Origin of the sequence: Pseudomonas sp. FSL R10-1339 (assembly GCF_009600545.1) — a bacterium.
GTDB classification, from domain to species: domain Bacteria; phylum Pseudomonadota; class Gammaproteobacteria; order Pseudomonadales; family Pseudomonadaceae; genus Aquipseudomonas; species Aquipseudomonas bubulae.
Map to the genome: position 1 here is coordinate 16,784 of NZ_WIVQ01000055.1, position 13,503 is coordinate 30,286.

The window sequence follows — 13,503 nt, forward strand, 5'->3', positions numbered from 1 at the left end:
GCTCGCGATTCAGGCGGCGCGGTTTGTCAGGACTATTTCGGTGATGCCATCGCGAGCAAGCCCGCTCCCACAGCTGTTGGTGTTAGCCGAGGTATTGCGCCAAACCGCTGTAACAGGTGGCCAGATGATAAGGCGTGGTCGACGGCATATCCTCGCGGCTGACCTTGCCCGCGCCATCGCGGCATTCGTACCAGCCACCGGCATGTAGAAACTTCTGCTGCAGCGCCAGCAATTGACGCTGCACCTGTGCCTGGTTGTTCGGGCGTAAGGTCAGGGCGCGCAGGTACTCGGCCTGTGCCCAGATACGCTGGGTACCATCGCGCAGGCTGCCATCAGGGGCCAGCATGCCGCACACCGCGCCGCTCTGCGGGTCGACCCCCACCTGCTCGGCAAACCCGAACGCCCGCTCCAGCGAACCGTGCAACGGCGTCTGGCGCAGCAGTGGCGAAGACTCCAGCAAAAAGAACCACTCGAATTGATGCCCCGGTTCAAACCAGTTATCCACAGCTCCGAGCGGTTTTTCCAGCATGACGTTATGCACAGGCTCGATAAAGCGCTGTTGCATACCCTCGGCCAGGGCCAGCAAGGCCGTCTGCACTGGCTTATCGTCACGTACCGACAAAGTGGCCAGGAACGCTTCGGCCAAGTGCATCAACGGGTTTTGCAGCGGGCCGCTGCCCAGTGGCGACCAATCCCGCTCCAGGCTGGCTTCATACAGGCCGTTGCCGTCATTGAAACGTTCAGCCACCACTGCCAGTGCGCCATTGAGCGCCGACGCCACTTGTGGTTCGCGCACTTTCGCCCAGTAATGGGCACAGGCAAAGATGATAAAGGCGTGGGTGTAGAGGTCTTTGCGTTGATCCAGCGGCGCGCCATCGGAGCCGATGCTGTAGAACCAGCCACCGTGCTCGGCGTCATGAAAATGCAGGTGCATTGAGCGGAACAGTTCAGCAGCGCGTTCGGCGGCACCGGGGAAGGTCGGGTCGTCGATCAGGCTGGCGAACAGGTACAGCTGCCGTGCGCAAGCCATGGCGCGATAGCGCTGGGGTGGCAGCGGCTGGTGCGCGGGGCTCAAGGCCTCGAAGGGCAGTGCGAGTTCGGCATTCCAGCCGGGGCCTTGCCAGAGCGGCACGATGACCTGGCGAAAATGCTGCTGTACTGCCGCAAATTGGGCGGTCAGTTCAAGCGGGAAGTCGGAGCTGGCTACATCAGGCATCGGTGGGTGTCGTCACGGCTGGGGCGATTGCGCGACATGATACACCGTGATTCCCCGGATGATCTCAACTCTGTGGGAGCGAGCCTGCTCGCGATGGCATCGCTGCGTTTTTCTGATGTACCCCGTCGCGGCCATCGCGAGCAGGCTCGCTCCCACAGATGATTTCACCGCTATTGGATCAACAATCCCTGACGCTCAATAAACGCCACGATGGTGTCCAGGCCATGTCCGGTCTTCTGGTTGCTGAACACAAAGGGTTTTGCACCGCGCATGCGCTTGGTGTCGCTGTCCATCAGTTCCAGCGATGCGCCCACCAGCGGCGCAAGGTCGATTTTGTTGATCACCAGCAGGTCCGATTTGCAGATCCCCGGCCCGCCCTTGCGCGGCAACTTGTCCCCGGCGGACACGTCGATCACGTAAATGGTCAGGTCGGACAGCTCCGGGCTGAAGGTGGCCGACAAGTTATCCCCACCCGATTCCACCAGAATCAGGTCAAGGCCGGGAAAGCGTCGGTTCAACTGATCCACAGCCTCCAGGTTGATCGAAGCATCTTCACGAATCGCTGTGTGCGGGCAGCCGCCGGTTTCTACACCGATGATCCGCTCTGGCGCCAGCGCCTCATTGCGCACCAGAAAGTCAGCATCTTCACGGGTGTAGATATCGTTGGTGACGACGGCCAGGTTGTACTTTTCCCGCAGGGCCAGGCACAGGGCCAGGGTGAGCGCAGTTTTGCCGGAGCCTACCGGGCCACCGATGCCAACACGCAAAGGCTGTGTGTTCATTGCTTTCTCCTAGGAACGAAACAGGCGGCTGTACTGGCGCTCGTGGGCCATGCTCGCCAAAGACAGGCCGAAAGCGGCACTGCCAATGTGGGATAAGTGGAGGCTACTGGCGTGTTGCTGGGCCTGCTGCAACGCAGCCGACAGTTCGCTGGTCATGCGCTGGGCCGCTTGCTGGCCCAGGGGCAGGGTTTTCATCAGCACGGCCAACTGGTTTTCCAGCCAGCTCCAAAGCCAGGCGGCCAATGCGTCCTGTGGGTCGATGCCCCAGGCGCGGGCGGCCAATGCCCAGCCCAGCGCCAGATGGGGCTCGGCCTGTTGTGCGAGAAACTCGCGTGCGGGCTCGTCCAGCTCCGGTAAGCCGGTGAGTAACTGTTGCAGGGAATACCCCATTTGCCGGCTTTCCTGATGCAGTTCGCGGGTTTCACGGCTGGCGCGATGCTCGTCACACAAACGCTGCAAAGCGTTCCAGTCTTGATCCGCTGCGGCCTGACAGTGGGCGAGCAACAAGGGCGCCTCGAAGCGGGCGAGGTTGAGCAGCAATTGATCGCGGATCCAGCGCGCTGCCGTGGCCGGGTCAGCCACGCGGCCGTTTTCAACGGCCATTTCTAGCCCCTGGGAATAGCTGTAGCCGCCAATGGGCAGCTGCGGGCTGGCCAGGCGCAAGAGCGCCCAGGCCGGGTTCACAAGCGCACACCAAACTGATGCAACCGCGGGGCGTAGTTGAAGTCCTCTTCGCCCGCACGGGAGTGGTGATGGCCACCGCCATAGGCGCCGTGTTCGGGCTGAAACGGTGCTTCGATGGCCTCGATATGGGCACCCAGTTGCTCCAGCATGGCCTTGAGCACGTAGTCGTCAAGCAGGCGTAACCAGCCATCACCCACTTGCAGGGCGACGTGGCGGTTGCCCAGGTGATAAGCGGCGCGGGTCAGTTCAAAAGCATTGCAGCAGGTGACATGCAGGAGCTTTTCGGGGCTGGCACAGACGCGCACGATGCGCCCGTCCTGAGCCTGCAGAAATTCGCCATCAACCAGCGGTGACTGGCCACGGTCAAGGAACAGGCCGACATCTTCGCCGCTGCTGCTGAAACAACGCAGGCGACTTTTGCTGCGGGCTTCGAAGTTCAGGTGTAACTCGGCGCTCCACACGGGGTGGGACTGGACTCTGCGATGAATCACCAGCATCGGAAGGCTTCCTGCAATGGACATTACTCCAACCACAGCAAGGGGCTTGCCAACCCGGTCGGAGGCTGCAAATGCAGGCCCAAAAAGGGTGCAGAAAGATGAAGATGTTCTATATAAGTGCGCAATCTGCGCATCGGCGCACCAATGGGGTGCGCTTGCGATTACTCGGTACTGCCCAGGCCTTTCCAGTGCTTGAGCCCGATAAAAATAAAGCGCAGTTGCTGACTGATCTTGGCCTGGGGCTGCAGGTGATCGGGCAGTGAATCTGCAGGCGGGTCGATCACGTCGGGCAAGGCGGCAAATACGCTTTTGACCACCAGATCGGCGATCACGGTAAGGCCGGCATGATTCAGGTGCGCTAACTTGGGCTTGGAGCCAAGGTCGGCCGCCAGATCCGAAGTGATGTCTTCGCGCAGGGCGCCAATGGCCTGGCGAACCGGTTGCGAACCGCCGTATTGCTCGCGGGCCAGAAACAGAAACTGCGAGCGGTTGGCTTCTACCACGTCGAGAAAAATTCGTACCGAGGCGTTGATCACACCGCCCATAAACAGTTCGTTGTGACGCACCAGACGAATGGTTTCACGAAAGGTCTGGCCGACTTCACTGACCAGGGCCAGGCCCAGTTGGTCCATGTCGCTGAAGTGGCGATAAAAACCGGTCGGCACGATGCCAGCGGTCTTTGCGACTTCGCGCAGGCTCAGGCTGCCAAAGCCGCGACCCGACTCCATCAAGTGGCGGGCAGCATCCATCAGCGCAAGGCGGGTTTGTTGCTTCTGTTCGGCACGAGGCAGCATCGGGGCTGGTATTCCAGACAAGTACAGCGGCGCACTCTAGCAAATCGGCTTTGATGACGTCGAACGGTGTACTGCACAAAGTGTGGGGGCGGGCTTGCTCGCGATGCAGGTTACGCGGGCTAGCGGATCAGCGGCAGGGATGCATTGGCGAGCAAGCCTGCTCCCACACCTGCGAAAGGCTTAGCTCGCATGCTTGTTGCGTTCTGCCAGACGATCAGCGCCACCTTCGGCGACAAACTGGCTGCCCGGAGTGCGATCGTAGCCATCTTCGGCATAGCTGTTTTGTTGGTCCAGGGTACGTTGTGCGCCGTCTTCGGCAACCGGGTTGAGCGGCTGGCTCAAGGAGCTCGATGCTGGTTGGGCCATTGGGGTCGGCTCTTCATCGGCAGGCATGGCGAAGGCGTTGAAGGCCATCAGTGAAAGGGAAAGACCAAACAGGACTGGGCGTTTCATGGTGTGTGCTCCGTAGCAATGCAACTAAGTAGGTGTGATGGCAATGCTACGCTTGGCTGCCGGATATCAAAGTTCATACGGCCAATGGTGATAATCGACAAAATTGATTGTTCAGGCTGGGAGGCTCTAGCCCGGGGCTTTTGAAATTTTTTATACGAAAGCCGTACCGGGGTTAAACCTTCCGGCGTCTTTGCCAGTCGTACATTTATGGCGTCGTAACTGGGACGTTCTGTGGAATTCAAGGAGCCGTGACATGACGCGCACCCGTAAGACCCTTGCCTGGGCAGGCGGTATTTCCGTTCTGCTGGTGGCCGTGCTGGTGGTGATCCTCGCTACCTTCGACTGGAACCGCATCAAGCCGACCATCAACAGCAAAGTGTCTGAAATCCTCCACCGCCCGTTTGCTATTAACGGTGACCTGGCTGTGCGCTGGCAGCGCGAAGAGGATCAGGGCGGCTGGCGGGCCTGGGTGCCGTGGCCCCATGTGATTGCTCAGGACCTGACCCTGGGCAACCCCGAGTGGGCGAAAACTGCGCAAATGGCCAGCCTGAAAAGAGTCGAGCTGCGCCTGTCGCCGCTGGCGCTGTTGACCCAAACCGTGGATATCCCGCGCATCAATCTGACAGAGCCCAGCGCCAGTCTTGAGCGCCTGGCTGATGGCCGGGCGAACTGGACCTTTACCTTCGACCCCAAGGACCCGGATGCCGAGCCTTCAGCCTGGACGCTGGACATCGGTGCTATCGGCTTCGACAAGGGGCATGTGACCCTCAATGACCAGACCCTGAAAACCCGACTGGACGTGCTGATCGACTCGCTGGGCAAACCCATCCCGTTTAGCGAGATCGTCGGCGAAAAAGACGCGAAAAAGGCCCTGGAGAAGGGCGGCAAACCGCAGGACTATGCGTTCGCCCTCAAGGTCAAAGGCCAGTACCACGGTCAGCAGCTCAACGGCAGCGGTAAAATTGGCGGTCTGCTGGCATTGCAGGACGCGACTCAGCCTTTCCCGTTGCAAGCCCGGGTCAGCATTGCCGACAGCCATGTCGAGCTGGCCGGGACCTTGACCGATCCGCTCAATCTGGGTGCCCTGGACCTGCGCCTGAAATTGGCCGGTACCAGCCTGAGCAATCTCTATCCGTTGACCGGCGTGACCTTGCCGGATTCGCCGCCGTACTCCACCGACGGCCATTTGACCGCCAAATTGCGTGATGCCAATGGCGCGACCTTCAGCTATGAAAATTTCAACGGCAAAATCGGCAGCAGTGATATCCATGGCGATCTGAAATATGTGGCCAGCCAGCCACGGCCCAAGCTGTCCGGCAAGCTGGTGTCCAACCAGTTGCTGATGGCTGACCTGGGGCCGTTGATCGGTGCCGACTCCAACACCCAGCAAAAAGCCCGGGGCAGCGAGAGCAAGCAGCCTGCGGGCAAGGTGCTGCCGGTGGAAGAGTTTCGCACCGAGCGCTGGCGCGATATGGACGCAGACGTAGAACTCACCGGCAAACGTATCGTGCAAAGCGCCGAGCTGCCGTTTACCGACCTCTACACCCATGTGGTGCTCAATGATGGCGAACTGAGTCTTGAACCGCTGCGTTTTGGCGTGGCAGGTGGCAAGCTGGATGCGCAAATTCGTCTCAACGGCCGTGCTGCGCCCCTGAAAGGCAGCGCCAGGCTGACCGCGCGCAACTTTAAACTCAAGCAACTGTTTCCCACCTTTGAGCCGATGAAAACCAGCTTCGGCGAACTCAATGGTGATGCCACGATTACCGGTACCGGCAATTCGGTGGCCAAGTTGTTGGGCACCGCCAACGGTGATCTGAAGATGATCATCAATGACGGCGCTATCAGTCGCAGCCTTATGGAAATTGCCGGCCTGAACGTAGGCAACTATGTAGTGGGCAAGATTTTTGGCGACGAGGACGTGAAGATCAACTGCGCGGCAGCGGACCTGGGGATCAAGAACGGGCTGGCCAGTACCCGGTTGTTTGTGTTCGATACCGAGAACGCGATTATCTATATCGATGGCACGATCAACCTTGCTACCGAGCAACTGGACTTGAAGATCACTCCAGAGTCCAAGGGCTTGCGTCTGTTTTCGTTGCGTTCACCGCTGTATGTACGCGGTACCTTTGCCAACCCTTCAGCGGGTGTGCAAGCCGTGCCGCTGCTGTTACGTGGTGCGGGCATGGTGGCATTGGGTGTGATTGCGGGGCCGGCGGCGGGATTACTGGCGTTGGTCGCCCCAAGCGGTGGCGAACCCAACCAGTGCGCGCCGCTGCTGCAACAAATGCAGCAGGGCAAGGTGCCGAAGACGGTGAAGTAGATCAAAAGTCCCTCACCCTCTCCCGGAGGGAGAGGGGACTAAAGGCAAAAGTGGATCCGGGCAACGCCACCAGTTGACTCCCTCTCCCTGCGAAGGCTTGAGCCGGACATCGAAAGCGGGCAGGGAGAGGGCTGGGGTGAGGGCTAAATCACGCCGCCCGCAACGGCGTAGTCCAGCGCTCCGACAGAATTACCCCTCCCAGAGTCAGCGCCCCGCCAATCAGGTGATAGGCATGTAGTTGCTCTTTGAGCACCACCGCTGCGATCAGCGCGGTAATCAACGGCAGCAGGTTGAAGAACAGCGTGGTACGGCTCGGGCCAAGGTTGGCCACGGCTTTCATCCAGGCCAGCGGTGCGATCATCGACGCCAGCACACAGGCATAAAGCACCAGCCCCATGTTATGCACCGTCGGGCCGACCTTAGGTGAGGCCAGATACAGCGGAAACAACACCACAATCGCCACCAGCACCTGCATATACAGCATCTGCAGCGGCGGCAGGCGCAGTTGCCATTTTTTCAGCAGGGTGCTGTAAACCGCATAGGCCAGGGTGGCGACCAGCATCATCGCGTCACCCAGGTTCAGGCCGTGATCGAGCAAGGCCGCCAGGCTGCCGCTCGACACCACCACCAGTACCCCGACAAACGATACGACCGCGCCCACCAAGGCCCCGGCAGTCAGGCGCTGCCCCAGGCTGATAATCGACATGCTCAGAACCATCAGCGGCATCAATGACAGGATAATGCCCATATTGGTCGCCGACGTACGGGCCGCCGCGTAGTAGGCCAGGCTCTGGTACACCGCCATGCCGAGCACGCCGAGGATGAAAATCTTGCCCAGGTTGGGGCGGATGATCGGCCAGTTGCTCATCACCGGCTTGAGCATAAAGGGGGTAAACAGCAGGCCAGCCAGCAGCCAGCGATAAAAGCCGATCTCGGACGGGAAGATCGCTCCCACCGCAAGCTTGTTGATAACGGTATTGCCGGCCCAGATCAAAATGGCCAGTAGCGGGTAAGCGTATTGCATCGGTGACAACCACAGGGTTAATGAGCGGTGATTATCCGCTTGTCTGTCTGCGAGCCTATACTGCGATCCAGCCAACCTCACCCCGTATCCAGACAGCATGCACAAGAATCTGATCAACGTCCCCGAGTTCGACGGTCTGCCAGCGCCGGTTTACTTTCGCTATGCCGAGATTGAGGCCCACAGCCATGCCGTGCCCCATACCCATGCCTGGGGCTCACTGGATTATGTGGCCCACGGTGTGATGCGCTTTGAAGTCGATGGCCGGCGCTTTATGTCGCCGCCGCAATACGCGGTCTGGGTGCCGCCCAACACCGAGCACAGTGCCTACAACGCCCAGGCGATTGTTTATCGCTCTGTGTATCTGGATGCCGTGCATTGCCAGCACTTGCCGACCACCCCGGTCACCCTGGCTATCAGCGATATTCTCAAGGCCATCCTCAGCGACTTTGCCCGCCGCGATATCAATATCCCGCAAAGCGAAGCCGATGTAAGACTGGCCCGGGTGCTGGTCGATCAATTGCGCCAGGCACCGGTGCATCAGTGCTTCTTGCCTTATGCCAGCCATCCGGGCCTGTTGCTGGTGTTGGAAGCGCTGCAACAGAGCCCAGGCGACAACCGCCCGTTGGGCCAGTGGGCGCAGCAGGTGCATGTCAGCGAACGTACATTGGCGCGGGTGTTTGTGCGGGAACTGGGCATGAGCTTTGGCGAGTGGCGTCAGCGTCTGCGGTTTCTGGCCGCGATTGAGGCGCTGGAGTCTGCGCGCAGCGTGCAGGACGTGGGCTTCGACCTGGGTTACAGCACCTCGTCGGCGTTTATCGCAATGTTCCAGCGCCAGGCCGGATGTACCCCGGAGCAGTATCGACGTCAGGCACGAGTGCTGTAACAGAGTTTGTCTACACTTCAGGAATCGCGCTGCCCGTTGGCGCGCCAACAAGGAGAAAACTCCATGAAGATGCTGCATGTTCCTTTGCTGATGATAGGTCTCCTCCTGTGTTCCCAGGGCTTTGCGGCCACGGCCCAACAAAACAAAATGACCACCTGTAACGCTGACGCCAGTGCCAAGGCCCTTAAGGGTGATGAGCGCAAAGCCTTTATGAGTACCTGCCTCAAAGCCAAGCCGGCGACGCAGCAGGACAAGATGAAAACCTGCAATGCCACCGCCGGCACCCAGGCCCTCAAGGGCGATGCGCGCAAAGCCTTTATGAGTGATTGCCTGAAGAAAAAATGATCGGCACTGTGGGAGCGGGCTTGCTCGCGATGGCCTCACTGCGGTTTAACTGACATACCGCAGCGCCTGATTCGCGAGCAAGCCCGCTCCCACAGGGTGTATGCCGTCCCGCCAGTCACAAATTCTAGTGCTCGCAGCTGAAGGCTGGCAGACTGCTTGTCCTTTCACGCTGTCAGTTTTGAGGCTGTATGCCATCGTTTTCTCAGCGTCACATCGTCTTGGCCAGCTACATCATTATTGCTGGCGGCCTGCTATTGGTTTTCCCGTTGCGTTTGTTGCCCAGCCTGCTGGCGGGCTTGTTGGTGTTCGAACTGGTCAATATGCTCACCCCGCAATTGCAGCGTCTGATTGCCGGGCGCCGTGCGCGCTGGCTGGCGGTGGCTTTGCTGGGTACGGTGATTGTCAGCGTACTGGCGCTGATCTTTGCCGGTGCCATCAGTTTTCTGTTGCATGAGGCGGAAAACCCCGGCGCTTCACTGAATAAATTCATGGCCGTAGTCGATCGGGCCCGCGGCCAGTTGCCGCCGTTCCTGGACAGCTACCTGCCAGCCAGTGCTGCCGAGTTCCGGATTGCCATCGGGCAATGGATGAACAAGCACCTCAGCGATCTGCAACTGGTGGGCAAAGACGCCGCGCATATGTTCGTGACCCTGCTGATCGGCATGGTGCTGGGGGCCATCATGGCCTTGCAGACCATTCCTGATATCAGCCGCCGCAAGCCGCTGTCGGCTGCGCTGTTCGAGCGTCTGCACCTGCTGGTACAAGCCTTCCGCAATATCGTTTTTGCGCAAATCAAGATCGCGCTGCTCAACACGGTATTTACCGGGATCTTTCTGGCTGTAGTCCTGCCGCTGCTGGGCGTGCATCTGCCGCTGACCAAAACTCTGATCGTGCTGACCTTCCTGCTGGGTTTGCTGCCGGTGATTGGCAACCTGATTTCCAACACCCTGATCACTATCGTCGGTTTGTCGCTATCGATCTGGGTGGCGATCGGGGCGCTGGGTTATCTGATTGTTATCCACAAGCTGGAATACTTCCTCAACGCCAAGATCGTCGGCGGGCAAATCAGTGCCAAGTCGTGGGAATTGCTGCTGGCGATGCTGGTATTTGAAGCAGCCTTCGGCCTGCCGGGCGTGGTGGCGGGGCCGATCTACTATGCGTATTTGAAGAGTGAGTTGAAGCAGGTGGGGTTGGTGTAACGGCTTGCCCCAACCCTCTCCCGGACGGAGAGGGTTGGGGCGAGGGTTTTAGCCGTAACGCTTTTTAGCCTCAATCGCCAGACCGCTGCCGATGCTGCCGAAGATGTTGCCTTCAACATGCTGCGCATTCGGCAACATGGCCGCGACGCTCTGGCGCAAGGCCGGAATCCCGCTCGAACCACCGGTGAAGAACACCGTATCCACCTGCTCGACACCCACGCCGGCATTGCCCAGCAATTGCGTCACGCTGTTGCGGATGCGTTCCAGCTGGTTGTCGATGGACTCTTCAAACATCGCCCGGCTCAGGTTTACGCTCAACCCCGCTTCAACCCGGTCCAGCGGCACATGGCGGCTGTCGTTGTGGGTCAGTTCGATCTTGGTCTGCTCGATTTCCATCGCCAGCCAGTGTCCGGCACGCTGCTCGATCAGTTTGAACAGACGGTCGATACCGCCGGTATCCTCAATGTCGTAACGCATGCTGCCCAGCGACAGCTGGGATTTTTGCGAGTACACGGAGTTGATGGTGTGCCAGGTCGCCAGGTTCATATGATGGCTGGTAGGCATGTAGGCGCCGCTTTTCATGCGGCTGCCGTAGCCGAACAATGGCATCACGCCTTGCAGGCTCAGCTGTTTGTCGAAATCGGTACCGCCCACGTGTACGCCGCCGGTGGCCAGAATATCGTCCTGGCGGTTGTCCAGGCCACGGCGCTCGGGCGACAGGCGCACCAGGGAGAAGTCGGACGTACCACCGCCGATATCGACAATCAGCACCAGCTCTTCGCGCTCGATGGTGGACTCATAGTCAAATGCCGCGGCGATCGGTTCGTACTGGAAGGACACTTCCTTGAAGCCGATGGCGCGGGCCACGTCAGTCAGGGTGTTTTCGGCTTCCTGGTCGGCCAGGGGGTCGTCGTCGACGAAAAATACCGGGCGACCGAGTACCACTTCTTCGAATTCACGACCGGCGGTCGCTTCGGCGCGCTTTTTCAGCTGGGCGATAAACAGCCCCAGCAAGTCCTTGAACGGCATCGCCGTGCCCAGAACGCTGGTGTCGTGCTTGATCAGCTTGGAACCCAGCAGGCTTTTGAGCGAGCGCATCAGGCGGCCTTCGTAGCCTTCCAGGTACTCATGCAGCGCCAGACGGCCGTACACCGGGCGGCGTTCTTCCATATTGAAGAACACCACCGAGGGCAGGGTGATCTTGTCGTCCTCCAGCGCAATGAGGGTTTCCACGCCTGGACGCAGCCAGCCGACGGTGGAGTTTGACGTGCCGAAGTCGATACCGCAGGCACGTGCTGGAGAGGCGCTTTTCATGTCTTTCGTGTTCCGGTCAAAAAACGGCCGCGCAGTGTATGTCAGACCGCCGCAGAATCGAAGCACGACTAATCGTTAAATCGCAGGTTTTAATCCACTTGAAAGACTATCCTTGATCCCCAAACTTCCAGTCATTGGCGTGGCAGTCTTTAGGCTGCCGATAAACATTGGCAGCGCTGTTCTTGAGGCCGGTCAAATGACAGGCCGGGCAACCGGAGCATTCTGGTGACCTGAGCTGCGCGATATTGATAACGGATGGTGATCCTTACATGGACTTCAAAGACTATTACAAGATCCTGGGTGTCGAGCCCACGGCGGACGATAAGGCGATCAAGACCGCCTATCGCAAGCTGGCGCGCAAGTATCACCCGGATGTGAGCAAGGAAAAGGACGCCGAGAGCAAGTTCAAGGATGTCAACGAGGCGTATGAAGCGCTTAAAAGCGCCGAAAAACGCGCTGAATACGACGAAATTCGCAAATACGGCCAGCATGGCCAGCCGTTCCAGGGGCCGCCGGGCTGGCAAGGCCGTTCCAGCGGCGGTTTCGAAGACAATGGCGATTTTTCGGACTTCTTCAGCTCGATCTTCGGTTCGCGTGGTGGCGGTTTTGGTGGGCAATCAGGCCGCAGTGCGGGCCGTCGCGGGCAGGATGTTGAAATGGAATTGCCGATTTTCCTTGAAGAAACCCTGTCGGGTGAGTCCAAGCCCATCAGCTTTCAGATAGGCGGGGTCAGCAAGACCCTGAACGTGAAGATCCCGGCCGGTGTGACCGACGGTGAGCGCATCCGCCTTAAAGGCCAGGGTGGCCCTGGCGTGGGTGGCGGGGCCAACGGTGATCTGTACCTGATCATCCGTTTTGCACCGCATCCGAAGTTCGATGTTGAAGGCCATGACCTGGTTATCACGGTTCCTCTGGCGCCGTGGGAAGCTGCGCTGGGCACCAAGGTGGCGATACCGACCCTGACCAGCAAGGTGATGATGACCATTCGCCCTGACAGCCAGAGCGGTCAGCGCATGCGCATCAAGGGGCACGGCCTGGTGGACAAGCAAGGCCAGCGCGGTGATTTGTATGCGCAACTGAAAGTGGTCATGCCGACCCATGGCGACGAGGCCACCAAGGCCCTGTGGCAAGAACTTGCCGACAAAGCAGCATTTGATCCGAGAGCCCAATGGAGTAACTGATCATGAGCAGCACCCTGATCGTTCAGCTGGACATGGAAAGGTTCTGCGAAGAGGCCAATATCCCGGCCACTTACGTGATAGAGATTGTCGAACACGGAATTATCGAACCTCAGGGCCGCACGCCTGACGTGTGGCGTTTTGAAGACTACGAACTGGTCATCGCCAGACGCGCGGCCAAGCTGCGTGATGATCTGCAGATGGAATGGGAGGGTGTGGCGCTGGCGCTGGACCTGCTCGAGGAAGTGCAGCAGTTGCGTGCTGAAAATCAGCGATTGAAGCAGCAGTTGGGGCGGTTTGTGACGCAATAGATGAAGCCTGCCTAAAGGCTCTGTGGGAGCTGGCTTGCCTGCGATGGCCTCGGCGCGGTGTTCCTGGTAGACCGCGGCGGCTGCATCGCGAGCAAGCCCGCTCCCACAGATTGTGTTTGCCCAGGGCTCAGGCGTTTTTGGGCAACACCACCGTAAACGTCGTGCCCTCGGCTTCGGTCGAGGTCACGTCGATGCTGCCCTGGTGGGCGTCCACCACTTCCTTGATGATAAACAACCCCAGGCCCAGGCTGGTGGATGTACCCGGCTGGGTCAGGTCTTCGCTCGGGCTGCGCACCAGCGGGTCGAACAGGGTGCCCAGGGCGTCTTCGGCGATGGGCATGCCCAGGTTGTGCACGCGCAAGGTCACCGCTTCGCTGTCCCCGCTCAGGTGCAATGTCACCTTGCCCCGGCGCGCACCGTGCTGCAGGGCATTGCCGATCAGGTTTTGCAGCAGTTGCCCCAACCGGCGCGGATCCCAGTGCCCTTGCACATCACCTTCGACC

At 59.6% G+C, this 13,503-nt stretch carries 15 protein-coding genes; 6 read left to right on the top strand and 9 right to left on the bottom strand.

The features are described 5' to 3' along the window. Window positions 1-82: 82 nt before the first annotated feature. The 6 genes from GHO03_RS15890 to GHO03_RS15915 form a co-directional block, all read right to left on the bottom strand. On the bottom strand, window positions 83-1,216 hold the full coding sequence (locus tag GHO03_RS15890; protein WP_133144735.1) for an AGE family epimerase/isomerase: 1,134 nt from the start codon (window positions 1,214-1,216) through the stop codon (window positions 83-85). Window positions 1,217-1,386: 170 nt separating this feature from the next. Further along, complete coding sequence (gene ureG, locus GHO03_RS15895; RefSeq protein ID WP_095000984.1) at window positions 1,387-1,998, bottom strand: urease accessory protein UreG; 612 nt, start codon at window positions 1,996-1,998, stop codon at window positions 1,387-1,389. Between the two features lie 9 nt (window positions 1,999-2,007). Then, window positions 2,008-2,682: an urease accessory protein UreF gene (locus tag GHO03_RS15900; RefSeq protein ID WP_095017670.1), complete on the bottom strand. Its 675-nt coding sequence runs from the start codon at window positions 2,680-2,682 to the stop codon at window positions 2,008-2,010. Further along, window positions 2,679-3,179: an urease accessory protein UreE gene (gene ureE, locus GHO03_RS15905; protein WP_095017669.1), complete on the bottom strand. Its 501-nt coding sequence runs from the start codon at window positions 3,177-3,179 to the stop codon at window positions 2,679-2,681. Before ureE ends, GHO03_RS15900 begins: the two co-directional genes overlap by 4 nt. A gap of 161 nt (window positions 3,180-3,340) precedes the next feature. Further along, window positions 3,341-3,973 (bottom strand): TetR family transcriptional regulator, encoded by a 633-nt coding sequence (locus GHO03_RS15910; protein WP_095000987.1) that lies wholly within the window; start codon window positions 3,971-3,973, stop codon window positions 3,341-3,343. Window positions 3,974-4,153: 180 nt separating this feature from the next. After that, entirely contained in the window at window positions 4,154-4,426 is a 273-nt protein-coding gene (locus GHO03_RS15915) for a hypothetical protein (protein ID WP_095000988.1), read from the bottom strand. A 253-nt stretch (window positions 4,427-4,679) separates the two neighbouring features. Here GHO03_RS15915 and GHO03_RS15920 point away from each other — a divergent pair, with 253 nt between their 5' ends. Then, window positions 4,680-6,746, top strand: coding sequence for an AsmA family protein (locus GHO03_RS15920; RefSeq protein WP_153400178.1), 2,067 nt, complete (start codon window positions 4,680-4,682; stop codon window positions 6,744-6,746). Window positions 6,747-6,894: 148 nt separating this feature from the next. Here the strand turns inward: GHO03_RS15920 and GHO03_RS15925 are convergent, their stop codons facing one another. After that, complete coding sequence (locus tag GHO03_RS15925) at window positions 6,895-7,770, bottom strand: DMT family transporter (RefSeq protein WP_095000990.1); 876 nt, start codon at window positions 7,768-7,770, stop codon at window positions 6,895-6,897. Between the two features lie 97 nt (window positions 7,771-7,867). Between GHO03_RS15925 and GHO03_RS15930 the strand changes: the two genes are divergently transcribed. From GHO03_RS15930 to GHO03_RS15940, 3 genes are all read left to right on the top strand, one after another. After that, a complete protein-coding gene (locus GHO03_RS15930) occupies window positions 7,868-8,653 on the top strand; it encodes a helix-turn-helix transcriptional regulator (RefSeq protein ID WP_095000991.1) in 786 nt (261 codons plus the stop codon). Window positions 8,654-8,716: 63 nt separating this feature from the next. After that, a complete protein-coding gene (locus GHO03_RS15935) occupies window positions 8,717-8,998 on the top strand; it encodes a PsiF family protein (RefSeq protein ID WP_095017666.1) in 282 nt (93 codons plus the stop codon). A gap of 188 nt (window positions 8,999-9,186) precedes the next feature. After that, complete coding sequence (locus tag GHO03_RS15940; RefSeq protein ID WP_095000993.1) at window positions 9,187-10,197, top strand: AI-2E family transporter; 1,011 nt, start codon at window positions 9,187-9,189, stop codon at window positions 10,195-10,197. A gap of 48 nt (window positions 10,198-10,245) precedes the next feature. Here the strand turns inward: GHO03_RS15940 and GHO03_RS15945 are convergent, their stop codons facing one another. After that, window positions 10,246-11,511 carry an Hsp70 family protein gene (locus tag GHO03_RS15945; RefSeq protein WP_095000994.1) on the bottom strand — a complete coding sequence of 422 codons (1,266 nt, stop codon included), beginning with the start codon at window positions 11,509-11,511 and terminating at the stop codon, window positions 10,246-10,248. Between the two features lie 269 nt (window positions 11,512-11,780). Between GHO03_RS15945 and cbpA the strand changes: the two genes are divergently transcribed. Both cbpA and GHO03_RS15955 read left to right on the top strand, forming a co-directional pair. Then, window positions 11,781-12,692, top strand: coding sequence for a curved DNA-binding protein (gene cbpA / locus GHO03_RS15950; RefSeq protein ID WP_095000995.1), 912 nt, complete (start codon window positions 11,781-11,783; stop codon window positions 12,690-12,692). Between the two features lie 2 nt (window positions 12,693-12,694). After that, on the top strand, window positions 12,695-13,000 hold the full coding sequence (locus GHO03_RS15955; protein WP_095000996.1) for a chaperone modulator CbpM: 306 nt from the start codon (window positions 12,695-12,697) through the stop codon (window positions 12,998-13,000). 127 nt (window positions 13,001-13,127) lie between these two features. On the opposite strand, the gene GHO03_RS15960 is transcribed toward GHO03_RS15955, so the two are convergent. After that, window positions 13,128-13,503: sensor histidine kinase KdpD (locus GHO03_RS15960; protein WP_178110323.1), on the bottom strand; the 376-nt coding region annotated here is incomplete at its 5' end.

Coding starts and splice junctions, on each gene's coding strand:
- GHO03_RS15890 (WP_133144735.1), bottom strand. CDS start 1,216: ATGCCTGATGTAGCCAGCTCCGACTTCCCGCTTGAACTGACCGCCCAA.
- ureG (WP_095000984.1), bottom strand. CDS start 1,998: ATGAACACACAGCCTTTGCGTGTTGGCATCGGTGGCCCGGTAGGCTCC.
- ureE (WP_095017669.1), bottom strand. CDS start 3,179: ATGCTGGTGATTCATCGCAGAGTCCAGTCCCACCCCGTGTGGAGCGCC.
- GHO03_RS15910 (WP_095000987.1), bottom strand. CDS start 3,973: ATGCTGCCTCGTGCCGAACAGAAGCAACAAACCCGCCTTGCGCTGATG.
- GHO03_RS15915 (WP_095000988.1), bottom strand. CDS start 4,426: ATGAAACGCCCAGTCCTGTTTGGTCTTTCCCTTTCACTGATGGCCTTC.
- GHO03_RS15920 (WP_153400178.1), top strand. CDS start 4,680: ATGACGCGCACCCGTAAGACCCTTGCCTGGGCAGGCGGTATTTCCGTT.
- GHO03_RS15925 (WP_095000990.1), bottom strand. CDS start 7,770: ATGCAATACGCTTACCCGCTACTGGCCATTTTGATCTGGGCCGGCAAT.
- GHO03_RS15930 (WP_095000991.1), top strand. CDS start 7,868: ATGCACAAGAATCTGATCAACGTCCCCGAGTTCGACGGTCTGCCAGCG.
- GHO03_RS15935 (WP_095017666.1), top strand. CDS start 8,717: ATGAAGATGCTGCATGTTCCTTTGCTGATGATAGGTCTCCTCCTGTGT.
- GHO03_RS15940 (WP_095000993.1), top strand. CDS start 9,187: ATGCCATCGTTTTCTCAGCGTCACATCGTCTTGGCCAGCTACATCATT.
- GHO03_RS15945 (WP_095000994.1), bottom strand. CDS start 11,511: ATGAAAAGCGCCTCTCCAGCACGTGCCTGCGGTATCGACTTCGGCACG.
- cbpA (WP_095000995.1), top strand. CDS start 11,781: ATGGACTTCAAAGACTATTACAAGATCCTGGGTGTCGAGCCCACGGCG.
- GHO03_RS15955 (WP_095000996.1), top strand. CDS start 12,695: ATGAGCAGCACCCTGATCGTTCAGCTGGACATGGAAAGGTTCTGCGAA.